Origin of the sequence: Paraglaciecola algarum (genome assembly GCF_021532655.1) — a bacterium.
Lineage (GTDB): Bacteria > Pseudomonadota > Gammaproteobacteria > Enterobacterales > Alteromonadaceae > Paraglaciecola > Paraglaciecola algarum.
The window spans coordinates 421,002-446,599 of the sequence record NZ_JAKGAS010000003.1; the positions used below are offsets into that span (position 1 = coordinate 421,002).

The 25,598-nt window shown below is 39.2% G+C and carries 22 protein-coding genes; 7 read left to right on the forward strand and 15 right to left on the reverse strand.

Going from position 1 to position 25,598, the window contains the following annotated elements:
- Nucleotides 1-2 precede the first annotated feature (2 nt).
- The gene (locus L0668_RS08035; protein WP_235311617.1) at nt 3-368 is read left to right on the forward strand and encodes a nuclear transport factor 2 family protein; all 366 of its coding nucleotides are present in this window, start codon (nt 3-5) and stop codon (nt 366-368) included.
- Between the two features lie 12 nt (nt 369-380).
- Complete coding sequence (locus L0668_RS08040) at nt 381-587, forward strand: 2-hydroxymuconate tautomerase family protein (RefSeq protein WP_235311619.1); 207 nt, start codon at nt 381-383, stop codon at nt 585-587.
- 124 nt (nt 588-711) lie between these two features.
- On the opposite strand, the gene L0668_RS08045 is transcribed toward L0668_RS08040, so the two are convergent.
- The 5 genes from L0668_RS08045 to L0668_RS08065 form a co-directional block, all read right to left on the reverse strand.
- The gene (locus L0668_RS08045; protein WP_235311621.1) at nt 712-1,065 is read right to left on the reverse strand and encodes a DUF1428 domain-containing protein; all 354 of its coding nucleotides are present in this window, start codon (nt 1,063-1,065) and stop codon (nt 712-714) included.
- Nucleotides 1,066-1,209: 144 nt separating this feature from the next.
- Entirely contained in the window at nt 1,210-3,447 is a 2,238-nt protein-coding gene (locus L0668_RS08050) for a hypothetical protein (protein ID WP_235311622.1), read from the reverse strand.
- Between the two features lie 164 nt (nt 3,448-3,611).
- Nucleotides 3,612-5,600: a sulfatase-like hydrolase/transferase gene (locus tag L0668_RS08055; protein WP_235311623.1), complete on the reverse strand. Its 1,989-nt coding sequence runs from the start codon at nt 5,598-5,600 to the stop codon at nt 3,612-3,614.
- 242 nt (nt 5,601-5,842) lie between these two features.
- Nucleotides 5,843-6,082 (reverse strand): hypothetical protein, encoded by a 240-nt coding sequence (locus L0668_RS08060; protein ID WP_235311624.1) that lies wholly within the window; start codon nt 6,080-6,082, stop codon nt 5,843-5,845.
- A 346-nt stretch (nt 6,083-6,428) separates the two neighbouring features.
- Nucleotides 6,429-7,280 (reverse strand): ComEA family DNA-binding protein, encoded by an 852-nt coding sequence (locus tag L0668_RS08065; RefSeq protein ID WP_235311625.1) that lies wholly within the window; start codon nt 7,278-7,280, stop codon nt 6,429-6,431.
- A 449-nt stretch (nt 7,281-7,729) separates the two neighbouring features.
- On the opposite strand from L0668_RS08065, the gene L0668_RS08070 reads away from it, so the two are divergent.
- From L0668_RS08070 to L0668_RS08080, 3 genes are all read left to right on the forward strand, one after another.
- The gene (locus L0668_RS08070) at nt 7,730-7,978 is read left to right on the forward strand and encodes a DUF2960 family protein (RefSeq protein ID WP_235311626.1); all 249 of its coding nucleotides are present in this window, start codon (nt 7,730-7,732) and stop codon (nt 7,976-7,978) included.
- Nucleotides 7,979-8,389: 411 nt separating this feature from the next.
- Entirely contained in the window at nt 8,390-10,429 is a 2,040-nt protein-coding gene (locus tag L0668_RS08075) for an ORC-CDC6 family AAA ATPase (RefSeq protein WP_235311627.1), read from the forward strand.
- Nucleotides 10,430-10,591: 162 nt separating this feature from the next.
- Complete coding sequence (locus tag L0668_RS08080) at nt 10,592-10,960, forward strand: helix-turn-helix domain-containing protein (RefSeq protein WP_235311629.1); 369 nt, start codon at nt 10,592-10,594, stop codon at nt 10,958-10,960.
- 532 nt (nt 10,961-11,492) lie between these two features.
- Here the strand turns inward: L0668_RS08080 and gcvP are convergent.
- The 3 genes from gcvP to gcvT form a co-directional block, all read right to left on the reverse strand.
- Complete coding sequence (gene gcvP, locus L0668_RS08085) at nt 11,493-14,423, reverse strand: aminomethyl-transferring glycine dehydrogenase (protein WP_235311631.1); 2,931 nt, start codon at nt 14,421-14,423, stop codon at nt 11,493-11,495.
- 110 nt (nt 14,424-14,533) lie between these two features.
- Nucleotides 14,534-14,923, reverse strand: coding sequence for a glycine cleavage system protein GcvH (gene gcvH, locus L0668_RS08090; RefSeq protein ID WP_235311633.1), 390 nt, complete (start codon nt 14,921-14,923; stop codon nt 14,534-14,536).
- Nucleotides 14,924-15,013: 90 nt separating this feature from the next.
- The gene (gene gcvT, locus L0668_RS08095) at nt 15,014-16,093 is read right to left on the reverse strand and encodes a glycine cleavage system aminomethyltransferase GcvT (RefSeq protein ID WP_235311635.1); all 1,080 of its coding nucleotides are present in this window, start codon (nt 16,091-16,093) and stop codon (nt 15,014-15,016) included.
- Between the two features lie 183 nt (nt 16,094-16,276).
- Between gcvT and L0668_RS08100 the strand changes: the two genes are divergently transcribed.
- Nucleotides 16,277-17,140, forward strand: a complete 864-nt coding sequence (locus L0668_RS08100; protein WP_235311637.1) for a LysR family transcriptional regulator — start codon at nt 16,277-16,279, stop codon at nt 17,138-17,140.
- Between the two features lie 64 nt (nt 17,141-17,204).
- Here L0668_RS08100 and L0668_RS08105 read toward each other — a convergent pair whose 3' ends face one another.
- The 4 genes from L0668_RS08105 to L0668_RS08120 all read right to left on the reverse strand — a co-directional run bounded on the left by L0668_RS08105 (nt 17,205) and on the right by L0668_RS08120 (nt 20,454).
- Nucleotides 17,205-17,375: a hypothetical protein gene (locus tag L0668_RS08105; protein ID WP_235311638.1), complete on the reverse strand. Its 171-nt coding sequence runs from the start codon at nt 17,373-17,375 to the stop codon at nt 17,205-17,207.
- A gap of 211 nt (nt 17,376-17,586) precedes the next feature.
- Nucleotides 17,587-18,645, reverse strand: coding sequence for an XrtA/PEP-CTERM system-associated ATPase (locus tag L0668_RS08110; protein ID WP_235311639.1), 1,059 nt, complete (start codon nt 18,643-18,645; stop codon nt 17,587-17,589).
- 100 nt (nt 18,646-18,745) lie between these two features.
- Nucleotides 18,746-19,399 carry a PAQR family membrane homeostasis protein TrhA gene (trhA, locus tag L0668_RS08115; protein WP_235311640.1) on the reverse strand — a complete coding sequence of 218 codons (654 nt, stop codon included), beginning with the start codon at nt 19,397-19,399 and terminating at the stop codon, nt 18,746-18,748.
- A gap of 2 nt (nt 19,400-19,401) precedes the next feature.
- Nucleotides 19,402-20,454: a DUF21 domain-containing protein gene (locus L0668_RS08120; protein WP_235311641.1), complete on the reverse strand. Its 1,053-nt coding sequence runs from the start codon at nt 20,452-20,454 to the stop codon at nt 19,402-19,404.
- A 245-nt stretch (nt 20,455-20,699) separates the two neighbouring features.
- Here L0668_RS08120 and rimK point away from each other — a divergent pair, with 245 nt between their 5' ends.
- Nucleotides 20,700-21,605 carry a 30S ribosomal protein S6--L-glutamate ligase gene (gene rimK / locus L0668_RS08125; protein ID WP_235311642.1) on the forward strand — a complete coding sequence of 302 codons (906 nt, stop codon included), beginning with the start codon at nt 20,700-20,702 and terminating at the stop codon, nt 21,603-21,605.
- Between the two features lie 129 nt (nt 21,606-21,734).
- Here the strand turns inward: rimK and L0668_RS08130 are convergent, their stop codons facing one another.
- From L0668_RS08130 to L0668_RS08140, 3 genes are all read right to left on the reverse strand, one after another.
- Nucleotides 21,735-23,051: a mechanosensitive ion channel family protein gene (locus L0668_RS08130; RefSeq protein WP_235311643.1), complete on the reverse strand. Its 1,317-nt coding sequence runs from the start codon at nt 23,049-23,051 to the stop codon at nt 21,735-21,737.
- Between the two features lie 372 nt (nt 23,052-23,423).
- Nucleotides 23,424-24,692, reverse strand: a complete 1,269-nt coding sequence (locus tag L0668_RS08135; protein WP_235311644.1) for a peptidase MATCAP family protein — start codon at nt 24,690-24,692, stop codon at nt 23,424-23,426.
- Nucleotides 24,692-25,579 carry a mechanosensitive ion channel family protein gene (locus tag L0668_RS08140; RefSeq protein ID WP_235311645.1) on the reverse strand — a complete coding sequence of 296 codons (888 nt, stop codon included), beginning with the start codon at nt 25,577-25,579 and terminating at the stop codon, nt 24,692-24,694. The genes L0668_RS08135 and L0668_RS08140 overlap by 1 nt, the downstream gene beginning before the upstream one ends.
- Nucleotides 25,580-25,598 lie beyond the last annotated feature (19 nt).

Below are 25,598 nucleotides of genomic sequence, written 5' to 3' on the forward strand. Positions count from 1 at the left end.
TTATGAATAACCAAGACTTTCAAACTGTCACCGCTGTATTACAAGATTACTTTGAAGGATTACATCAAGCTAATACTAAAAGACTGAGCCAAATATGTGTTGAGGAATTAGTACTAAGCTCTCCTAACCTTAGACGCTCCAGAAAAGAGTGGTTTGAGTTAATAATGGCAAGGCCTATTCCACAAGTTGAAGGACACCCATTTAACTACAAAATATTGTCGTTAGATGTAATTGGCGATCAGGCTATGGCAAAACTATCTTGCCCATTGTTAGGCAGTGAATATATTGATTTCATTGGCCTGCTCAAAGAAAACGGCGAGTGGAAAATTATCAACAAAATGTATGTAGATTTAATAGAAACTAACTAAACAGGAGCATTTATGCCATACGTAAACATAAAAGTCACCGACGAAGGGGTGACCATGCAGCAAAAACAACAACTTGTCACCGGTGTAACTCAATTGTTATCTGACATATTAAATAAAGAGCCTAAAACTACCTTCGTGGTAATCGACGAAATAGGGCTAGACAACTGGGGGATTGGACATGACTTAGTGTCAGATTTAAGGCAAAAAACAAACCAATAACGTCTTTAACGATATGCTTTTTTTAATACAAACGGCCGCTTGCGGCCGATTTGTTTGTGCTGTTTCGGAGATTATTCCAATCCGCATTAATAATTGCCCACTCACTAATTAACGCGAAATGGTATTAGATATCCGACACAATATTGAAGCCACCATAAATCAAACGTTTACCATCAAACGGCATAGGATTATTTTGTGGATCCATTCGAGGATCTTGCTGTGCAGCTTCCCATCCAGCTTCGCGCACTTCCTTTGACGGCCAAACTATCCAAGAAAAAACCACAGCTTCATCTTCTTTCTTGTTAACCGCTAGAGGCAGTGAAGTAACTTCTCCATCCGGTACATCATCGGCCCACGTATCCACTATATTCAAGGCGCCATTATCTTTTAAAACAGCAGCCATGATCTTTGCATGAGCGATAAACTTTTCTTTACTATCAACCGGCACAGCTGCAACAAAACCATCTACATAAGACATAAATTTTTTCCTCTAATTATACCATTCGGCTTAAATAATTGGCCTCTCAGCGAGAATTTAAAAGCGTTTTTAAACCTAGTCTGAAAGAAATGCCCCAGCGGATTTTGCTTGGCGTCCTCACTATTTGAAAGGAACAAGCAATTACTAGGGGTTCAATCTAGCAGAAGAATTCAAACGCACCATACCCTTTAATTTTGGAGCACTAAGGCCTTCACAATGTTGCGTAAAGTTCACAGCCAATTTATCTAATTGCCCATTTTCTTCGTATTCAATCTCCAAAATCTCAAACTCGCCAAAACTCTGGTTACAACCTCTGCCATTGCCTGTAAATGATAGACCAGGCTTAGTTTGCGATTGAAATGGATATCGAGTTGCTTCTTCATATTTCTTTGCCTCTAAAATTTCATTATTTGGGGAGGCTAAATCCAAACTCCACCTTGCGTCACCAGTGTATCTAACCTCTACATAATTAGGTCGATCACTATCCGAGCTTGAGAAAATCGAGCCATCAGTATCTGTATGAAACATAGTCTGCCCACCACCGATGTAATCTCCACTTTCACTGTCATAAAATAAAAAATTAGTAGACAAATTGGCTTGGTAAATAGTCATCTGTTTAGAAGCTTTATCTTCATATTCATTGCTGACCGTCAGTTTAACTACTACATCACCTTCTATATCCACTGGAACAGTGAACGACGTAATCGCTTCAGAAGGCGCATCAAATTCAATTCCATGGTTACTGATTTCTTCCCAGAAATAAGTTATGTTTTGCCCTTCATTGAGCTGGCTAAGGCTTGCATTCAATATTGGTGTATCACCATATCTGAATACAGATGATTGAGCTTCAAACTCGGGTAATACGTTATCGCTAGTCGTAAAATATGCACTATTCGAGTAGGCAACTGTATCAAATTTACTTACAACGCCTAAGGAGCTGCTTCTGTACTTAGTCCCTGCTTTTAAAGGCTCTACTGGAAAGAGTGTAAGAATAGCACCGTCAAGTTCAGCCGATACATCAATTTTACTGTAGGGCCATTCAGACTCTTCAAAGTAAAGTTCAGTACTTTGAATTTGTTCTATTTCTCTAGAAAATAAAAATGAGACTCCAGCTTCCAAAGGTAATTCGGTATCAGCTGAATTCAATACATCAATAAATTGAAAATTATCAGAGCGGAACTCTTTAACTCTTTGATTATAATTGTCGCCATACATCCATAAAGATCCCTCTACAGCATCATTCCAACGGTACGAATACTGCTGCTCATCCGTGGCTAAATTAAATAAATAAGAATCCGTAACAAAATTACTCAATAATACAATTTCATCTTCATCATTATTGCTAAGTATCAACTCTCCTTCATGCGGATACTCATTGAAATGACCGGCCCATGGGACAGTTTGAGAAAGTTGATAGCTACCACCAAGCAATATATCCTTAATTTCACCATTAACCGTGACGTAATATTTGGCAACGGCCAAGTCTTCTATTTTCGAAACATTAACATCTACAAACTCAACAACTTCTTGATCATCAATATATAAAACTACATTTGATTGCTGATTAATCTCAATACTATTCTGGTTATCACTGGAGCCTAATTTGAATTCAAAACGGCTGGGGAGTTTGACTGTTTGATCATCAAGAATGAGCAAATGATTCATATCTATGACTCCAGAAACATTTCCTACGGAATCTATATTTGAAACATTGATGTTTACATCTCCAGACACCACCTCGTTAAAAGCATCAAGATAACATTCACTATACGTAACTAAAATATCGTCTTGATTTGACAACTTACCATCGGAATCTTGATCAGAAAGTGTGACCTTAGCAATACCGCCATTACTGCAACTATATTCAACCATATCAGTAAGGTACATATTTTGATTAATAACATCTCTGGCTAATTGCCCTATCTGCAAAAAGCTTTCGGTACTAGACAAAGATATAACTGACGCCTCTAGATAACTTTCTTGAAGAGAAAATGAGTCTTCCACTAACAACTGAAAAGTTGCGGCAGAACTAGAGTTTTTCCCATCACTTACAACTAGCTCAAAGGACATTTCATAATCAGCATAAGCAGTGGGTGTGGTAAAAGTTAAAGAACTAGCTGATGCATCAAAGGATACATTTAAGCCAGAAGTCTGAGTCCATTGATAATTTGCTTCAGTAGCGCTAACGTTAGTCGCCGCAACAATTGTAACTTCTGTCCCTTCCGATGCATTTGAAGGACCAGAAATACTAGCATTAGGCAAAGTGACTATAGGTTTGGGAGAGCTATCTGAGCTTGAAGAGCCTCCGCCACAAGAAGTTAGAAGAATGGTATTAACAAGTAGCGTCAAAGCAACAACAGTAATACTAAGAACACTGTTCATATAAATTCCTTTTCAAATTTAATTAAGAATAAAAATTATTTTGTGAAACCGAATTCTATATTAAAAATACGAATTAACAACGGCAAGCTGTTAAAGGCGATTACAAACTCGCCTTTTTTTATTTAATCGTTAACTTAGCTTTATCACTCGAATTTATTAGATAACTATTTCAACAGATTTTTATACTTTCGGGGCTTGCGCTTCTTAGGTTTCAATATTTTCAGTCGTAGTTCTTTAATCAGCGCTTTGCTTTTATCAGCTGCGACTCGAGCTATTACACTAGACGTACCATCATCGTTAGAACGAGTACTGTATTGTTGAACCACCCCATCAGTTTGCCAATTTTTGCCGTCTTGCCATGCTCTGCCGTCAGTGCTGCCTTCTACTATAAAAAAGTAATCATAACCCAGCGCATCATTACGCTGAAATTCAAGCGCTACATATTCACCTTGTGCATCACTGACTTCAATTAAATGCGGTTTTTGCTCTGCACTTGGAGATGTAGGATCCTTTGGGTTTGTTCCGAAAACAAATTCGTGAAAATTGTCGACCCCATCACCGTCAGGATCATCAAAGGCATCTGACACTGCATATTTATTCTCAAACTCATCCGATAGTCCATCACCGTCTGCATCGGCTGGCGGCAATGGTGCTTCTGAATCCGTGTTATAAAGATTGTATTGCGCCAGCATGGGCTCAAGCTTTGCTTTTTCAGCCAGTAACATGGCTTTATGCTCACCTTCTGGAAGATCATTTATTTTAACAAAACTGTCGTAGTCAGCCGGCGTCTTGGTTGCGTCATACCAGACACCATATCCGTCCCTGAGTACCTTATCATTGCGGATCATCTGAGCGTCAAGACGCATCGCGTAAATGTAATCACGGTGCCTATTGGTTTTTCCGGTTAGGTACGGCCACATGCTTTTTCCATCTAGCTTGTCGTAGCCTTCAGGAAATTCGAAGCCCATTATGTCAGCCAATGTCGGTAACACATCCGTCAAATCAGCCTGGATATTCTGCCGTCCTTGAACGAGTCCCTCTACCCCTGGCGCATAAATCATCATAGGCACATGAGGGCCTTTCTGGCGATGAACCGAACTTTTTCCCCAACCTTGAGTAGCATTATCGGCGGTAAATATAATCACGGTATTTTCAAGCTCGCCAATATCCTGCAGTTTTTGCAGATACTGCCATAATTGGTAATCGAGATACTCTAGGTGATAACTGATCCCTTCAGGTGTGATATTTTTTGCGGTATAACTTCCATCTGTTTGCCGAATATATTTTGCATCGGCGCGGGTATAGGTTCCAAACTCCCCCTCGTCTTGGTTATAGGTGATTTTAGGTGTGGGTACCCAATGTGTTGGGTTGTCTTCAACAGCAGGATCACGGGCCGTATGACCTAAATGCGGAGTGTGATAAACGAAGAATGGTTTTCCCGATTCTTTTGAACGATCCATAAAATCAAAAATATACTCCATCTCCAGATCCGGCGCATAATCATTCAATGTGGTTTTGACATACTTATAGGGATCAGCTGGATGATCCGGATGATTGATAAGCTGTATTTCAGGCCACCAGTAAAAAGACTTGTGATCCCAGTGTTTAGGATCCGCTGTTCTGAAAATCTCATAAGGATTCTTATTCGGCGTGCCAAATGGATTCCAGCCTGCACGTTTAGTTTCAGCAGGATTAAATACACCCTCATTAAACCCCATACTAAGGGTATCTGCGCCGTCAGTGTTATGGGTTTTAGACACCCAAATATTGGCATAGCCCGCATCTCGGCTCATATTCCCTAGGGTGATCGGCGCGCTTTGATAGGCGACATATTGGGTGTGACTATTGCCGCCCATATGGCTGTTATCCCAATACTTATTTTGATGGGCATAGGTGCCGTTCATGATTTGCACACGGGTAGGCTTACAAATGGTACTGGCCCAAACCGTTTCAATAAAACTGCCACCTTGTGCAGCTATCTTGTCCAGCACTGGGGTTTGTGCCCGACGATCACCATACCATTTGGTCGACTCATACATCGGAAACTCCCTGGCACTGATATCGTCTGCCATAATCAAAATAACATTCATTGGCTTTGCCGCAACAACCCCAACAGAAAACAAACCTAATAGCGCTAACAATACTTGCTTCATGCTCACTCTTCTAAAATCGACTTTCTATATATCTCCTAAGCATATAGAAATAATCTATCACCACTTAAATAAATTTATATTTAAAAATCATTTTTTATATTTATTTTTTTTGAATTAGTGAAGGATCATAGTTAGAAGAAGTGACGAGTTAGTAGATACTAGACAGTGTGCAGCTAACAGCGGATTGGCAAGATAAAAACAATGGCTAGCCCTGCGGGATTAAAGCCATGACTCAACAAGCCTTAGTGTTTAGATAATAATTGTTTAATTCTAGCTAATTCTTCTTCGTTACTATTTTCTAACCAAGGTTGATTGGCTCGCCTATACCAATATGCGGCATTGGAAAGATCACCTTCAATTCGATGTAAAAAGCCATGTAACAAAGAGCCAAACATACAAGGCTCATGTTGCACCAACTCATGAGCGCCATCCCAATCATCTTGCTCAATTAACGCAACCGCCCGTAAAAATACATCTGTCATAATCACCTAATTAACTTATACCAATTACATTCATTGGCTGAATATACCTACGTCTGTGACTAGATAAAAGTGGTGACTAGATAAAAGCGGTGGCAAGTTAAACGAAGCGGCTAGTAAATAGACAATAGAAAGAGCCTAGCTAGGTTACTAGAACATTTGAACCACCGAGCACACAGAGATCACTGAGAAAAGATGAATGTCTCTCGAGCAAGACTAGCCCTGTGTAACATGCCAAATAAAGGGAAAAATGGGCTGTTACCTCAAGCTGTTTTATCTGCGGGACTAGGTCCAAACCAGTTCAATTCTAAATTGGTCCGGAGCCTCCCATCAACAAACATGAAAATGCTTAGAGTTTAATCTGGCCTTTAATTTTTTCTAATAACTTAGGCCCAATTCCCTTCACCTTCAACAAATCGTTTAAGGTTTTAAAAGGGCGGTCGGTTAATATGTTCTGCGCAACGGTTGCTGACACTCCCTTTATCGCTCTAACTTGTTCTAACTCCGCGCGATTTATAGAAACTGCGCTAGCTTTAGTTGCCTTATGCTTGGTTGAGGGTTTCTTAGTTTTGCTGGCTTTAGCTTTTTTATTAGTTGTCTTTGGGGCCGCCTTTGCCGTTGACAGCATATCCTTCGCTGTTACTTCTTCAACTTCTTCAACTTCTTCAACAACGCTAGTATTGGTGTTTGTGTCGGTAGCAGCTTCACTTTTTACTGAATTGCTTTGCGGTTCAATTTCAAGATTGGCAAAATCGACATGGATCACCGTATTGGCGCCGCCATCTATAATGCTAGGCTTCCAAGTTGAAATATAAGGAAGGTCAAAATTAACAGCGTCACGAGTAATATAGCCATTTTCTGTCCACTCTCTCAACATAAGGCAAATGTACCACTGCCCAGTCGGCGGCTCTTGAAATTCTAAGTTATAAACACTAGGCCCCACATAATGCTGATCCAACAGTTCTCCTATGGCTGTTCCCGCCAAAGCTACGCCATCAAATTGTCCGCTGTAGTAAGGTTGTCTTAGAGCCCAAAGTTCTAATGCCAGGGTACCACTGATATTTTCAGCATTACGATTGTTTTGAATGGCTGAAACATCAATAGAAATCTGATTATTGTGAATGCGGTACCCGCAAGGTTGCTGTATTTGTAATGCTTCAGAGCCCGTTAAATCTTCTGATAAGACCTGTGTTGCTGTCATAAAAATATCCTGTTAAAAACCGGTGAAAAAAGTTGGCGGATTTTAATACAATATTGCCGAATTAGTAAACAAATTGTGATGACATTTTTATGAATTTAATGTTATCTCTTAGTTGAGTTTAGATTAATTAATCTACATGAATTATTGATTACATTTTAGTGGATAGAAACTAGTAAATAGAGGCTAGTGATTAGTAAAAAAACGGCTATGCCGCAAGGAGTTGTAACCGCGGAGATCACAGAACGCTGCGCTGTACAGAGAAAAATGGCTCAACATTTACAGAAACCAATATTTACACAGACAAACATTTTAATTTTTTGCCCCCGCAGATCCTTGCTCTAACCCCGACATTTATGCTTTTTGTTAAGCTTATTGAATAAGCACCATTGTTTAAGTTTATAATGGCGGTCAAATAGTTTTCGCAATTGGTAGACTCAGGTAAGTAGAAAATGGCCCATAAAGTACGTTATAAGTTTAATGGTGTGGCAAAGGAAATCAGTTTTTCTTACAGCCGCCATCAAAATATGCATGAGGCAGTGGCCGATGCTGAAGGAGTAGACCTTAGCCACTTTTTGCAAACTGAGCAGCAAATTGCCGCCATCAGTAAAGGCAAAGCTACAGTAAGAAATTTTAGAGATGCCGAATTTATAAAAATGGGGTTTACTGAATTATACTTCTTAAAAAATGGCCAAGAGTGATGGATGTTTATGTTCATGTACTCAATAGTATCGTGAACAGTTGAGATAATGGCTTCGCCACTTTATGCGCTGCGCTTATTGTCATCCATGACTTTTTTCAAACGAAATCCATTTCGTCCAACTTACTTCTTTGCAACAGCTCAAAGAAGTAAGCAAGAAAAGCCGCGCTAAAACCAAGTTCTTATGCCTGCGCGACTTGCCAAATAAAGGTCGCAATGATCTGCACCCTACAGGCATTGCTCAAATTACATCTATGTAATTTATCCTCTATTTGACTGCGTTGCTCGGCGAACTTGGAGTCGCGAGAAAATCAAAAGCATGGCTGCGCCACTGACAAACTATTAAGCATTAAATTCGGCCTATCAACTTTTATTATAACCAGTTGTTTTTGTTGACATTTAATAAAATAAGTTGTTAGATGAGTTAGCCCAAAAAAATACGCCAAGTAAATTAATGCAGAAAATTAATCAGATACTCGCAGCGATTTCAAGAAGAGCTGAAAGAACTAAAAAGGTCGAACATTTAGTAAATTCATTTGTTGACGTTGGCTCTTTGCAATCAATGATTTCAAATTATGAAAACCAAGTCATCTACGGCCGAAAGGGTACTGGAAAAACTCATGCACTAATTTATTTAAATACTAAAAATAATATAAATGGTCGCGTGTCCATTAATATAGACCTAAGGACTATAGGATCTTCTCAGAGCTTTTATATTAACAACGAATATACTGAAAAAGACCGAGCGTTAAGGTTGCTGTCCGACATATTAGGCAATGTACACGAAGCTATATTGGAAACAGTTTCAGAATCAGATGAGATAGACTTGTCTGCAGTAGTTCCAATTTTAGATGAATTTGTAGAATGCATAACTAACATAGAAATTTGCGGAACTATTGAACGAGAATCACAATCTGAAAGTAATCACTCAAATAAATTACAATATAATTTAACAGCAAGTTCGTCAAAAGGTCTCACCGCCTCACTATCGGAAACTACAGGATCCTCAGAAAAAGCCTCAGCAAAACAAACTAGAGCTGGTTATGAAAACCTTCGTATTCACTTCGGTTTGTTAATTAAAAGTGTAAAAAAACTAGTAAAATTGATGCCTGAAAACGAGCTTTGGATTCTGCTAGATGAATGGGGCAGCATCCCTTACGAACTTCAACCATATGTAGCAGATTTACTTAGGAAAGTCCTGTTCCCAGTCAATGGAGTAATTGTAAAAATTGCGACAACCCCCATGCGAGCAAATTTTAGAAAAACAACTGAAACTCAAAGCTTCATCGGATTCGAACTCGGTGTAGATGTGTCTTCAGTAATAGACTTAGATGAATTCCTAGTCTTTGAAAATAATTACGAAACCGCGAAAAGTTTTTTTAAAAACCTCATACACAAACATGCTCTAGCAATCGATACAAATAACATTTGTAGCCTAGATGAAACAAAATTTATCAACCATATTTTTACCCAAAGATCTTCCTTTGAAGAGTTTGTCCGCGCATCCGAGGGAAGTCCAAGAGATGCGATTAATATTTTGTCCAAGGCAGCATTTAAAGCTGCGGATAGCAAAATAGCAATTAAACATATAAGAGAAGCTGCTAGAAGTTTTTATCATACCGATAAGCATAATGAGTTAAATTCGAACGCTGAAGCTTTAGAGCTATTAGATTGGATTATTCGAGAAGTCATCAGTACTAGAAAAACTAGAGGCTTCTTACTGTCATGTGACTCTAAAGATAAATTAATTGATTACCTTTACGATGCCAGAGTATTACACATACTAAAACAAGGAGTTTCCGTTTCAACTATGGCAGGTAAACGATTCAACATATATAGTCTAGACTATGGTTGTTACGTTGACTTAATTGGTACTCAAGGCTACCCAAAAGCATTACTAATTGCATCCAGTAAGAATAATGAAGATACTTATGTAGAAATCCCCGCGGCTTGTTTCGCTTCAGCGAAACATTCTATTCTAGAATTACAGAGTTATTACAACCAACATCAAACGAGCTTTTCATTTGTTAATTCCGCCAAAGACTTAACATTGGCTGTAATTAATTTAAATAGTAAAAAAGAATTAGAGAGCAGCGTACCAGATTCCCTTTTGGATGGAATACCCAAAAATATCGAAAATAAAAAGATTGATAATTCTATCTTCAAGCCTCTCATATTTGTTGCCTTAATAATAAGAAAGGCACAAAATCATGAATATAGCACCGGGGTACAAATAACAAACATAATCAATGAGTATTTGATTCACGAAAGTAAACCTAAGAAACCGAATAATATTTCCCGAGAGTTAAGAGACCAAGGCAAGATAGAAAAAATGCCGTGGCTTACGTTGATGTCGAAAACCGCTGGTTCAGGTAACGTATTTTGTATAAATGAATTATGGAAGGTTTATTGGAAAGAATACTTCGACTCCCCTCCTCCTAATATAATGTAACTCTTCATACCTGCGGGGGCTGGTTCGCTGAAAAACGTAAAGGTGCAATCGTACCTGCGGGGTCAGGTTCGTTGAAAGCAATTAACAAAACACCCATTTTAATTTAGAAACGAATTGACAGCACCAGCTCGCATTCCCATAATGGGAAATATCGGAGAGAGCATGAATATAAAACCTATTAAGAACCAGCAAGACTATGAACTTGCTATGGTTACGATTGAAAAGCTTTGGGATGCTCGGCCGGGTTCTGCTGAGGCTGATGAATTAGATGTGTTGGCCACGTTAGTTGAGTCATATGAAAAGAAGCAATTTGAAATTGCAGCGCCTGATCCTGTGGCGGCCATAAAGTTTCGAATGGAGCAGCAGGGCCTTAGCGATGCAGATTTAGTGTCGGCATTAGGGCAAAGAAGCCGAGTATCTGAGATTTTAAACAAAAAAAGAAAACTCAGTATTTCAATGATCCGCAACTTACACCAACAACTACAAATACCCCTAGAAAGCCTTATTTCTGATTATCCGTTAGTAAAATAAGAGCGAGTCGATACTCAGCTCTTATCAGTAAACAAAATCTCTAAATACGGATACCTAGCTAAATTTTATTGAACGCTTTTATAAAGGGCTTTTGATCTTGGTAAAATTTTATATTGTCAGTGGAATTTAAACGCTTCCTGTATACATACCTGCGGGTGAGGTTCGTTGAAAAACGTAAAGGTGCAATTAACCGGAATTATCTCATCACCCATCGTAAAATAAATTAATTTTATTTTACGATGGCGAGAACTAAATCAAAAAACCTGAGTCCTATTTAGTGTGTGTTTTATTTTGTGTGTGTCTCTAGTATGTGTTTAGCCCAGATTTTATCTGGGCTTTTTTTTTGCCTGTTATAAAACAAAAAAACGAGCCTAAACTCGTTTTCTTAATCTATAACTTGTCCAGTTTCTACTGAATCATTGGAGTATCAGCAAAGCTGCCGAGCTAAGAGACCCGATGAGCATAGTAGTCCTATGTGATTTGGGCGAGTAGCGATGGCAATGCAGCTGAGGCTTCAAGGATGACGTAAAAACTAGTCTCCCATATACGTCTCTATAGAAGGACAACTACAAATAAGGTTGCGGTCCCCATAAACATCATCTATCCGATTAACTGATGGCCAAAACTTGTTACGAGCCACTGCTGCTACTGGATAAGCGGCTAGTTGCCTATCATAACTACGAGTCCATTCACTGTCACAAATATCATCTAGTGTATGTGGTGCATTAAACAGTGGGTTGTCGGTTGCGCTCCACTCCCCTGCTTCTACTTTGGCTATTTCTTGACGAATACTCACCATGGCTTCAATAAACCTATCTAGTTCAGCTTTGGCTTCTGACTCAGTCGGTTCTATCATCAAGGTGCCCGCTACTGGAAAGCTCATAGTGGGGGCATGAAAACCATAATCGTTTAAGCGTTTGGCCACGTCCATTTCTGTTACACCACTTGATTCTTTAAGCGGGCGCAAATCAATAATACATTCATGAGCAACACGGTCGTTACGGCCACGGTATAACACTGGGTAATGGCTACTGAGTTTATTCGCTACATAGTTGGCATTTAACATAGCCACTTCGGTAGCTTTTTTCAGGCCTTGGCCACCCATCATTTTGATGTACATGTAACTAATTGGCAAAATAGATGCACTGCCCCAAGGTGCCGCAGATACTGCGCCCATTCTGTTTGATGAACCACCCTCGCGCACTTTAGTGTCACCTGTGTTTTCAACACCTACTACTTTGTGGTTAGGTAAAAACGGCGCTAAGTGGGCTTTTACACCAATTGGCCCCATACCTGGGCCACCACCACCGTGGGGAATACAAAAGGTTTTATGCAAGTTTAAATGAGATACATCTGAGCCAATTGAGCCAGGTGATGTCACACCTACTTGGGCGTTCATGTTGGCGCCATCCATGTAAACCTGACCGCCAAACTCGTGCACTATGTCACACATTTCGCGAATAGTTTCTTCGTAAACACCATGGGTAGACGGGTAAGTGATCATGGCACAAGACAAGTTTTCACCTGCTTCAGCGGCCTTTTTACGTAAGTCGGCTAGATCCACATTACCGTTTTTATCACAGGCAACCACTACCACTTTTAAGCTAACCATTTGTGCAGATGCGGGGTTAGTGCCATGAGCTGAGCTTGGGATTAGGCAGATGTTTCTGTGCCCTTGGTTATTACTTTCGTGGTATTTTTGAATCGTGATTAAACCCGCATATTCACCTTGAGCACCAGAGTTGGGCTGCATAGACAAAGCGTCGTAACCGGTTATTTCAATTAACCATTCACTTAACTCATCAATCATGAGTTTATAACCTTGTGCTTGGTCAAGGGGAGCAAACGGATGCAGTTGACCAAACTCAGGCCAAGTCACTGGTAACATTTCAGCAGTGGCGTTTAACTTCATAGTACAAGAGCCAAGGGAAATCATAGAATGATTTAAGGCTAAATCTTTGTCTTCCAAGGATTTGATATAACGCAACATTTCAGTTTCGCTGTGGTAACTATTAAATACTGAATGGGTTAAAAACTCGCTCGTTCTGATTAATTCGGCTGGGATAGATTGGCTGCCTTTTTCTACTATCTCAGTATCAAATGCTTTAATGTCTAACTCTACGTTTGCACCTACAAAGGCTTGGTAAATAGCCTGTAAATCGTCTCGGGTAGTGGTTTCATCTAAACTAATACCTAACACAGCATCAACGTCTGTTCGAAGGTTTAGGTTTTGCTTTAAAGCGGCAGATATGATTTTTTGTTTGTTAGTACCTACTTTCACGCTTAACGTATCGAACCAAGTATTATTAACTAATTCAAAACCTGATTTTTGTAACCCAGCGGCTAAAACATCAGCAAATCTGTGCACACGAGAGGCGATTGTTTTAAGACCTTCTGGGCCATGATAAACCGCATAAAATGAAGCCATGTTGGCTAATAACACTTGAGCTGTACAAATATTAGAATTGGCTTTTTCGCGACGAATATGTTGCTCACGGGTTTGCAGAGCCATACGTAATGCGGGACGACCACGGGTATCTTTAGACACACCAATAATCCGCCCAGGCAGAGAGCGTTTGTAGCTATCTCGAGTGGCAAAAAATGCTGCGTGTGGACCGCCGTAACCCATAGGCACACCAAATCGTTGGGCACTACCTAACACCACATCGGCACCTAGTTCACCTGGCGACTTAAGTAATACCAAACTCAATAAGTCGGCAGCCACTGCCACTATGCCTTTATTTGCCTGTACCGCTTTAATAATGTCTTCAATATCATTTATCGCACCCGACGTGCCTGGATATTGTAATAATGCGCCGAATATATTGTGCTCGCTAGCTTCAACTGCTTTGCCCACTACCACTTCAAAACCAAACATATCCGCCCGATTTTGTACTACGTCTAAGGTTTGCGGATGTACATCATCGGCCACAAAGTAAATATTAGCCTTACGATTTTTAGATACCCGTTTGGCTAGCCCCATAGCTTCGGCTGCTGCTGTTGCTTCGTCTAACAAAGAGGCTGAGGCCAGTTCCATGCCCGTTAAATCGATTGTAGCTTGTTGGAAGTTTAGTAGTGCTTCTAATCTACCTTGGGCAATTTCTGGTTGGTAAGGAGTATAAGCGGTATACCAACCTGGGTTTTCTAATACATTTCGTAGAATAACGTTAGGCGTTAAAGTGTTGTAATAGCCCATACCAATGTACGAACGATTAATTTTATTTTGACTGGCCATCTCTTTTAATTGAGCCAATGCTTTAGTTTCAGTGTGCGCTTCGCCAACATTGATCGGTGATGATAAACGAATACTTTCGGGTACCGTTTGTTGCATTAAGTCATCTAAGGAGCTTGCGCCAATGGCAGACAACATCTCGTCCATCTCAGCTTCGCTAGGACCAATATGACGACGAATAAAATCCTGTTTTTGTTCGAGTTGAGATAAAGAAAAATGAGTTAATGACATGACTAAATATGACTTCCAGACTAAAAATAAGGGAATAAATAAAAGGTTTACCCACTAACAGTAAACCTTTTGTTAATACAATGAATTAAAACGCACTTGGTATGAGGTGATTACTCGTCTTCGATGCTGGTTTCATAACCTTCTGCATCTAATAAAGCTTCAACTTCTTCTGGGTCTTCCGCTTTAATTTGGAATAACCAACCGTCGCCGTATGGGTCTGAGTTAACTAGTTCAGGCGAATCTTCTAAATCTTCGTTAATTGCAACCACTTCACCAGTAAGAGGTGCATACACATCTGATGCAGCCTTAACCGATTCAGCCACGGCTACATCATCACCTGTAGCGACTTCTGAGCCAACATCAGGCAATTCAACAAACACCATGTCACCTAACAATTCTTGTGCATGCTCACTAATACCGACGGTAAAAACACCATCACCTTCAGGACGTACCCATTCATGAGTGGAGGCATAACGTAAATCTGTTGGAATATTGCTCATTCTTGTTCCTAATAATTATCAACGAATTTTATAAATACCAAACTGGTATGACGGTTAAAAGACTTTTTTATTATTTCAAGCTAAGTTAAATTACAAAACACTTTTGCCATTTCGGACAAAGCTAGGTTTAACTACATTTACTGTAACCCACTTTTTACGGATTTCCACCTCAGCATTTTCTGTTACTGATGCAGGCACACGAGCCAAAGCAATACTATGACCTAAAGTAGGCGAAAAAGTCCCCGAAGTGATCACACCTTCGCCCCCGGCTACTTTGACTGTTTGGCCAGCACGTAAGACACCCTTGTCGGTCATGACTAAACCTACAAGCTTGTCGGTACCGTCTATTTTTTGTTGCTCTAATACTTCTCGACCTACAAAATTTCGGTCGTTAGGTTGCCAAGTAATTGTCCAAGCCATATTTGCGGCAAGTGGCGAGGTGTTTTCGTCCATATCTTGGCCATACAAGTTCATGCCAGCTTCAAGGCGCAATGTATCTCGTGCGCCTAAACCACATGGTTTAACACCTAGATCAAGTAACTTTTGCCAAAAATCAGCGGCGTCAGCATTAGGTACCATTATTTCGTACCCTGCTTCACCGGTATAACCCGTGGTAGCAATAAATAAGTCTTCGGCTTGCACACCATAAAATGCTTTCATTCCAGCTACCGCTTCTTTTTGAGCAGCAGAAAACAACTCAGCTGCTTTAGCTTTTGCATTCGGACCTTGCACGGCTATCATGGCGAACTCTGGACGCTCTGTAATAGCTACATCAAACTCTGCTGCTTGCTTAAGCAACCAATCCATATCTTTTTCGCGGGTAGCTGAATTCACCACTAAGCGGTAATTTTCAGTCGAAAAGTAATAAACAATAAGGTCATCTACCACGCCACCAGCATGATTCAACATACCGCTATACAAAGCTTTACCTTTGTCTTGTAATTTGGCTACATCATTGGCTAACAGGAAGCGTAAATAGTTTTGAGCGTCAACGCCTGTGACATCCACAATTGTCATGTGCGATACATCAAACATACCTGAGTCTTGGCGCACTGCGTGATGCTCTTCGATTTGCGAGCCATAATTAATGGGCATTTCCCAGCCATGAAAATCAACCATTTTGGCTTTCGATTCTAAATGTTTAGCGTGTAAAACCGTTTTATTTGGCATGTGAAGAGCGACTCGAATGTAATCAATGAAAGCAGTATAGGCAGTCAAGAAACTAACAACAAATTGAAATAATTTATCTATACATAATAATTATTAATGTATATATGTATAATCATTTAAATTACTTATTTAAATAATTATTAACCTGACTTTTAAACTGATTGTTAAAACAAGGGAGCGAGCTTGAAGCAACTATCTTTAGATAATTTACGCACCTTCGTGACTGTGGTAAATGAAGCCGGGTATGCTAAGGCTGGTGATGTATTGGGTAAATCCCAACCTGCTATTAGTTTACAAATTAAACGTCTTGAGCAGCAACTATCCATACGTTTGTTTAATAAAAAAGGCCAGAGGCAGATAGTCAATCACGAGGGGCTTAAACTATATAAAACAGCCTTAAAGATGCTTGCATTAAATGACGAGTTATTCAGTCAATTTCAACCAACACTATTAAAAGGTAGGATTCGTTTAGGGATCCCCAGTGAATTTGCCACCACCTTATTACCGAGTATTATTGGTGAGTTTAGTAAGTTATATCCTGAAGTTTCACTAGAAGTCACATCCGCCTTAAGTAAAAACCTATTATCTAAAGACAACGAAAATACATTCGACTTAACCATGGCCCTAGTCAACCCAAATAGTAATCCAGACACAGAAGTTGCAGGGCAACTTTTACTTGATGATGATTTAGTCTGGGTGGGTGATAAGTCTAACTCCTATGGAGAAAACACGATTTCTTTAGTGGTAGCGCCAGATGGTTGTGTTTACCGTACTCGGATAATTAATACTTTAAAACAACAAACCCAAGCATGGCGCATTAGTTACACCAACGCTGATTTAAGCGGTATTACTGCTGCTATCAAACAAGGTTTGGGTATCAGTGCTTTAGCAAAAAGCAGTGTGCCCAAAGAGTTAGATATTATCCAACATACCAGCCTACCGCCGTTAGGGCGTATTAAAATATGTTTATTCACAGGAAATACCCAACACCCACAGGCATGTGCCAAATTGGCTGAATTTATTCAATCAAAACTATACCAAGCATAAAACGCAGGCATAAAAAAACGCCAGTTGTAAACAACTAGCGTTTTCAAAGAATACATAAGCGAAGCTACACGCCTTGTTTTGCCATCAATATCGCAAAACCTGTCACGACTAATAACAGTGAAAACATTCTTTTATGGTACTTTCCATGGTAATAAGCTTTACGTCGTTCCTTGAAAAACAGACCTCCAGAAAACTCTTCTGATGTATGTCCGTTGTCATTCAAATCGTGTTTCATAAACACCTCCCAAAAAACAGACTAGTGTGATCAAATTAATTATTATTTAGCAATTTATGATCATCGGACAGAATAGTACCCGATAAGTTCCATAAAGAAAGCTTTTTTTTACAAAAAATTAACTTTTTACCTTAATCTTGTATTTTTGGGAAAATAGTCTACCGATTTGTAATTTACTATTGCTTAACAAAAGCAACCAGAACCAGTTAAGTTAATCGTCAGACTTCAATCTTACGTAAGTTTTATATTTTTTCTGTAATAACTTATCAATGTACCGGGTAAGTTTTATTTTTTGGCTCAAAGCATTATCTAAGGCATCGACTAACTCAGTTAACATGGTTTTATAATATTCTACGTCTTTGACCTGGCCTTCTGCAGTAGGCAGATCTAAAATTCCAGTGGGCTGGTCAGACTGATTAACTGCACTTGAATCAGCTACTTGTGGCGCCTTTTCAGGGCGGAACATTTCTTCAGAGACCTCTTTGATAACACACTCAATAGCTTCGCCACTAAATGTTTCCAATTCTTCAAGAAACCCATAGAGCAATATTCTGTCCATCAAAGTGTTTATTCTGCGGGGCACACCTGTAGTGAATTGAAAAATATTATCGAATGCTTCGTCGGAAAATAACACTTTACCATCCCAACCGGCATGACTCATTCGATATTCAATATAAGCTTTACATTCATCTTCTGTAAGTGGAGCTAAATGACAACTCGCCACGATCCGTTGTCTAAACTGCTCCATATTAGGTGCACGTAAAATCGGTTGTAATTCTTCTTGGCCTAACAAAAAGCTTTGCAATAAAGGTTTACCTTCGGCCTGGAAATTCGACAACATACGCAGTTCTTCGATAGTTTCCAAGGGTAAGTTCTGAGCTTCATCAACTAATAAAAGTGCTCGTTTGCCTTCTTTATGTAAGCTCATTAAATAAGCTTCAAGATCATTTAAAATATCAGTCTTAGTACTACCTTTAGTAGTTACTTGAAACTTACTAGCGACCATTTTGACCAATTCATCAGGACTTAATTTAGGTGAAACAATTTGCGCTGCAACTATGTCTTGCTGCATTTGATCCAATAAACTGTTAGCAATAGTGGTTTTACCGGTACCAATATCCCCAGTAATCACAATAAAACCTTCGGCTTGAGATAAACCATATTGTAGATATGACATGGCTCTTTTATGCCATTTACTACCAAAGAAAAAACTAGGGTCTGGCGTTAATTGAAAAGGCTTTGAATTAAGGCCGTAATAATTTTCATACATAATATTGAGTCACTTGATCCGAAGATAAATTTAACATTTATTAGGAGAGTAAGCTTAAGCGATATGAGACCTGCATAGCAAACTTTTAAACTACTTTAGATCATACATTTTGATATATAGAAAAATAATGACAAACACATCCAGCGACCACAAACAGATGCCAAACCGCATGGGTATAACGAGTAGATTTAGCCACATAAAAAGCCACTCCTACTGTATAGCAAAAACCACCAGCCACTAGCAGCCAAAACCCATTAGAAGTTAATTGTTGATATAAAGGATATATAAATCCTAAGGCTAGCCAGCCCATCAATAAATAAGTAAGCAAAGATAATTTAGGAAATCTATGCTCAAAAAAACACTTAAATGCGACGCCAAACAAGGCAATTATCCATATAAGTGAAATGGCTACTAGGCCTAAAGTTCCTCCAACAACAAGCAGCATAAAGGGTGTATAAGTGCCCGCAATCAACACATAAATAGCACTATGATCAAGCGTTTTTAGCTTGGCTTTTAATATAGGGTTAGAGACTCCATGATATAAGGTCGACGATAGAAACATCATCATCATTGATAAACAGTAAACAAAGCAGACAACTTGTGCGAATAGGTTATCTACCCGCATAAGTAAAAAAATTAATCCCAAAATCGCAGCGATAAAACCAGATGCATGACTAGCAGTATTCAACCACTCTTCTGAACTAGAATAGGGTTTATTTTTCAGAACCAATTTATCAACTGAAGTATCAAGCATATTTATTCGACTATCTCTGCTTTACCATCTTTGTTGTCAGTACTGCCAATTCCTTTAAGCAAGCGTCCAAGTATATCTGCCCCCGTTATCACCCGTGGTTGGGCTGACCAAACCAAGATAACGTCAGTTTGTAGGACTTCATCTGATTGAGGCTCTAAATCATGAGCAAGTTTAAGGTGTTTCATCGCTTCGCCAAGCGAACATTCTTCGTTGTCTATAATCACTGGTCGATGACAATAGGCATAGGGATCTTTATTAGCATCTTCGGTAATAGTAGCCCGAATAAACCCGTCAGCATCTAACATTAATAGTGGTGTATTATTTTCATTTGTAAGCAACACCCATTTATGACCAGAACGATTAACCTCAAAACTAAACGCTTGAAATTCATCACTGCCCACTTCAGGTAAAATAGGCAAATCCAATTTACATGGCATTTTTAACACACTAGTTGGATCAAGGCTCTCACCTTCCTGACTAACCGTAATTTTATCAACCTGTAGAAAATTTAACGCCCCAACACCTTGTACATGTTCCATATCCGTATCTTCTGATTCAATATGGGCGTTAATAATTGCGGTTAACTCTTTCTCACGAAAATAGGTAATACCTTCTCGGCCTAACCAACCATCTAAAACAAGTGCCGTTAGCTTGGCCACTGGAAACAACAAAATCTGATAAAACTTAATAATAGGTGTGAGTTTAGAAGCAACAGACAAGGCATTACGTGAAAAATACGCTTGAGGAAAGATTTCACCTAAAAAAGTGATCACTATAGTGGAGAACATAAACGAATACATACCAGCTAGAACCGAGTCAGATAATAGTGTGAGTAATACGTTTATCGATACGTTTCCCCACAAAATAGTCGATAATAGAAAGTTAGAATCTTCTCGCATAGAAAGAATGATCTTGGCACTTTTTTGCCCTTGTTGCGCCTCGACTTCGAGCTGTAAACGACTCAAACTAAAAAAGGCTAGGTTTAAGCCAGAAAATATTGCCGACTGCGTGACACAGACTGCAATGCCAATCCAAATAAAAATATCGTAGGTCATTAAAATCACATTTAGTTAAAAGGTTAAACTTGTCGATCAACAGGCAGATCAACAGCCGTTATGGATGTTACAACTCGGCACAAAATAGTGAGCATGGCTCACTACCGAATAATTTCTTGAGGCTAGCATACAATCATTAAATAACAGCAACATATTCGTTACTTGTTCCTTTATTTAATCGTAATACCACCTAGTATCTAAATACCCCCTAAACTTTTAAATAACTTCCACTAAGTGAGACAACAATGAAAATTGGCATTCTTTCCCGTAACAAAAACCTATACTCCACCCGGAGATTAAAAGAAGTTGGCGTAGCCAGAGGCCATGAAGTCGATATTATTGACACACTACATTGTTATATGGACATCACTAGCAGCAAACCTATGGTGCGCTATAAAGGTAAAGAACTACCGCAATATGACGCTATCATTCCTAGAATAGGCGCCTCAATTTCATTTTATGGCACAGCGGTTGTGAGGCAATTTGAAATGACAGGTAGTTTTTGTGTAAACGAATCTGTGGCTATTAGTCGCTCACGAGACAAACTACGTTCAATGCAACTATTGTCGCGAAAGGGTATAGGTTTGCCTAGAACCGGTTTTGCCAACCGCCCAGATAATATTAAAGATCTAATTAAAAATGTGGGTGGCGCGCCTTGTGTCATTAAATTGCTTGAAGGCACACAAGGAATTGGTGTGGTATTAGCCGAAACCTCAAAAACTGCAGAAGCCATAGTCGAAGCCTTTATGGGTTTAGAAGCAAACATTCTTATTCAAGAATTTATTAAAGAAGCAGGTGGCGCGGATATTCGATGTTTTGTAGTAGGCGACAAAGTAGTGGCGGCAATGAAACGACAAGGTGCAGAGGGTGAGTTTAGATCTAACTTACACAGAGGTGGCTCTGCCGTTTTGGTTAAGTTAACCAAAGAAGAACGAGCCACGGCTGTTGCAGCGGCTAATATTATGGGCTTAAACGTATGTGGTGTTGATCTTTTACGTGCTGAACGTGGTCCAGTAGTAATGGAAGTCAACTCATCACCTGGTTTAGAAGGAATAGAAAATGCCACTAAAAAAGACGTTGCGGCATTAATTTATGAATTTATAGAAAAAAATGCCAAACCTCATCGTACTCGCACCCAAGGAAAAGGGTAATACCATTAGACATAAATAATTTCCCTCTTAGCGAGAATTTAAAAGCCATATTTGTTAATCACAAACATGGCTTTTTCGATATAGAAAGTCTACTAAGTGCCACATTTTAATATGACACAAGCCCACCCATTAATATTTGTTTGCTTGCTGGTCAGGATTAAGAATTCTAACTTCACGTTGGGGAAAGGGTATTTCAATACCATTAGCTCTTAATGTTTCAAAGATTATCAACATTAAATCCCCACCCACTCGGTTTTTTCCGTCATCAATACCAATCATCCAAAACTCTACAAACATATTTACACCTGAATCGCCAAAGCTGTCTATTTCGCAGTCTGGACGCTCCTCAAAGGGCACATCTAAACCACTTATCACTTGTGGGTGTGTCGCGACAGCCTCTTTAATAAATTCAACCATACTGCGAATGTCAGTAGCATAAGGCACTGAAAAATCAACACGATAACGTTGTTTCGGATCTTTGTGTGTCCAGTTAATCATTAACGACGAAATAAATTTTTCGTTGGGGACTAAAATGTCTTTTCCGTCGTAGGTTTCTAATACGGCATAACGCATTCTAAACTCACGGACAAAACCTTTTTGTCCGTCATCTAACTCAACAAAATCTCCCACAGTTAGCGAGCGATCGAGCAAAATGATAATGCCCGAAATAAAGTTTGAAGCTATTGACTGTAAGCCTAAACCAAGTCCCACACCCACAGCACCACCAAATACAGCTAAAGTAGTGAGATTCACTCCCATGACATTTAACAGCAACAAGATCACAATGCAAAACAAGCCAACTTCAAATAACTTGGTAAACACCTCTTTAGTCGGTATATCTAAGGAAGTTTGTTTTCTGATTACCGCTTTACCAAAGTTGTTTGAAACACGCCCCAACCAAAATAAAAAACTACCGAAGATCAGCACCCTAAATACACCATAAGCTGACACGCTAACATTACCTACGGTCAAAGAAACTTCTTCGAGTCCAACAATAACCGTTGGCAGCAAACCCAATAAATGTAGTAATAAAATAGGTTGGCCAACCCACCTAAACAAAGAGGCAGCAAACTTATGCTGTACAAAGGCGCGAATAAGAGAATTAAAAAATAGCAAGATTGCTATGGCTAATGCCGTTTCAATTAACCAGGGTGTGTACTCTAAACTTTTACCCGCTTTAGTAGAGACTTGTAGCAGTATAATCGCCAATAAAGGAAACAATATGCCCCCCACTCGATAGGCCAGTTTTCTAACTGGGTGAGCACTGTCTAACGGTTCGTTGTGAGTTAAGCCCACACTGTGGCGGATCTTATAGGCAATACCGAAAGAGCACGAATAAATAGTTGCCAGAACACATAACTGAATATAAGTACTAGTATCGCCAAAAGCTTGTTCGGCAAGCTTTAGAAAATCTGAGATCAAGGTTGAGATTGATGTAAAGTCCATTCTCTTAGAACCTTTATATTTAGAAAAAGCATACTATGAACGATTTCCCTGACATTGCATAGCCGTTTGATCTGCTTGCTTAATATTGTATTTGCCCCTAATGTTAAATGACTCTTCATCCACAGATCTATTTGTGCTCTATTATATGATAAGCAACTAAATTACATATAAAATATCACACCATATATATAGCGGTGTATTTATTCTATTCGTAAATTCCCGCTCTTGTTCAGTCTCAAGAAATAGATTTGGGTTTCGACAATAATACGATTGTTTCACGTTAATAAGTATTCACTCTGCGAGAATTTAAAATGACTTAATCAAAATCTGCCGGATGTATTCTGAGTGCTGACATATTAAGATAAATTGTTATTAAATCCCCGTTTTAGGAATACTCTGTAGCAAATCATCATAGTGGGCATAAATTTTGGTAACATCCATTTTGTTCAAGAAACCTGAACAGGTAAGATAAGCTAATAAATAACGGGCATCCTTAACCCAAGGCGGTAGGTATTTTGCAGGTTGACACAGTCCCATTTTTTCCAGTTTGTACAATACTGGGATATCTTCAATATCTAACTTCCCACAAAACAATAATTTAAGACAATCTGCTCTACCATTCGCCGCTATGGCCTTTAAAAAATTATGAACACGGATAAGACCTTCTAAATAAACCCCGTCTTTTGTGAAAGGTGCCCCTCCAGAAACAACTCCACCTCTAAACACTCTGCGAGTATTTTCATAAGCTTGGGATTCATTGCCGATACGCCCGAGAAAATAATCAAAAACCTGCAGAAAATCGGCACCGTCAATCGACATTTGAATCGCAATGATACGATCAGCGAGTCTGCGTAAGCGATCTAAATCAATTGAGTTGGTAATATATTCAGAAAAAACCGCTAATCCTTCTTGGGTTTTAGTGGTGCCGGGATGCCCTGCCGCCAATATTTTCAAGTCAGTTTGCTGTAAACCATTAATCGATGTTGCCACATGAATATGGGCTTCATGATGAATTAATTGTTGTGCATCAAAATCTGTAAAACAGGCGGACTTTCTAATTCTAATCAACTTAGCACTCGCTAAGGCATTAGCGGAAAGTTCATCTACTATTTCAACTTGAGGTGCGTCTTTGCCAAACATATCAAGCACAGCTACCTTCATTTGTCGGGCAATATCAGATGCGAGGTAACACATAGCTGGCGGTGCGCCTAAATCGTAACCATTGTAACTAGCAATTTGTTTATCAAAGGTTGCAGCTAATTCCAGAGGTGTTGATTTACCATCGACAAAAGGATTAGTCGGCTTACCATATAATTTTTCTGAAAACTCATAGAATTGTTTATTGCCAGTTGAAGCCATCATTAAAGCACTGTATTCCAGCTTAATCGCTATTCTTTCCAGCCATTGATCAATATCTGACTTACCTAACAAGGACCTAGCTTGTTTCACTAAAGAAAGCGTCTGAGCTGCATCAAATTCAGGATAATCTACCTTAGGTAACGCTTGGCATTTATCAGCAAAAAATTGTGTTTTAACCTCTCTGCGCCACTCCACATGAGACAAAATTCGAATGGATTGACTAGCGGTATACAAGATTGCACTGACATTACGAATGCGTTCTTTTTCTGATCCAATACTCATTATTTATTCACCTTTGCATCATCATCCGACTTGCTTTTTGCGGCCTTAGAGTAGGTGTTTTGCATAGCAATAGGCATAGGTTTTGTTGCTTCGCCACTATATATACTAAGATGTGGAAAGGGTATTTCGATCCCTTCTTGGTCAAATACTTTTTTAATTTCTTGATACATAGTATTTTTTAACGCCAAAAAATTCTCTCGCTTTGACCAAACAGAAAATTGAATATTCACTGCAGACGAGCCAAAACCTAATAAAATAAATAGCGGCGCAGGTTCATCCAAACACTTAGTATTTTTGTTAGCAACTTCGCTTAACAATTGTTGAACTCTTGCAATGTCTTCTTTGTACGCAATACCTATGGATAAATCTGCTCGACGGATCGGAAACTTAGTCAAAGTGGTCACTTGAGTTTTAATCATGCTCTCATTTGGTATACGTACAAATAAGTTATCAAATGTTCGGAGTTTGACTGACAATAAATCAATCGAAATGACTTCTCCGGTAGTTTCGCCGACACGGATCACATCACCTATTGAAAAAGGTCGCTCCATCATTAGAAAAATACCACTAATTAAATTTGAGGCCGATGTTTGTGAAGCAAACCCTATGGCGACACTTAAAATCCCTGCGGCTCCCAATACTACGCTTAAGTCAAAACCGAGTTCTCGTAATGCCGATATCGCCATTAAAATAAAAATGCCATAAAACACAGCGCGCTTAAGCTGCACTTTTCCATGAGCACTTAAGTTGGCAAACTCTATACGTAATAGAGAGCTACTGGCGATTTTCGCTAAGAAATACCCCATGACTAAAATCAATAGTGCTTTACTAATTTCAAACAAATGTAACTGCTCAATTAAACTCATTAGTGATCTCGTTTCTTGCACTGCGTACTCCAAATGTGTG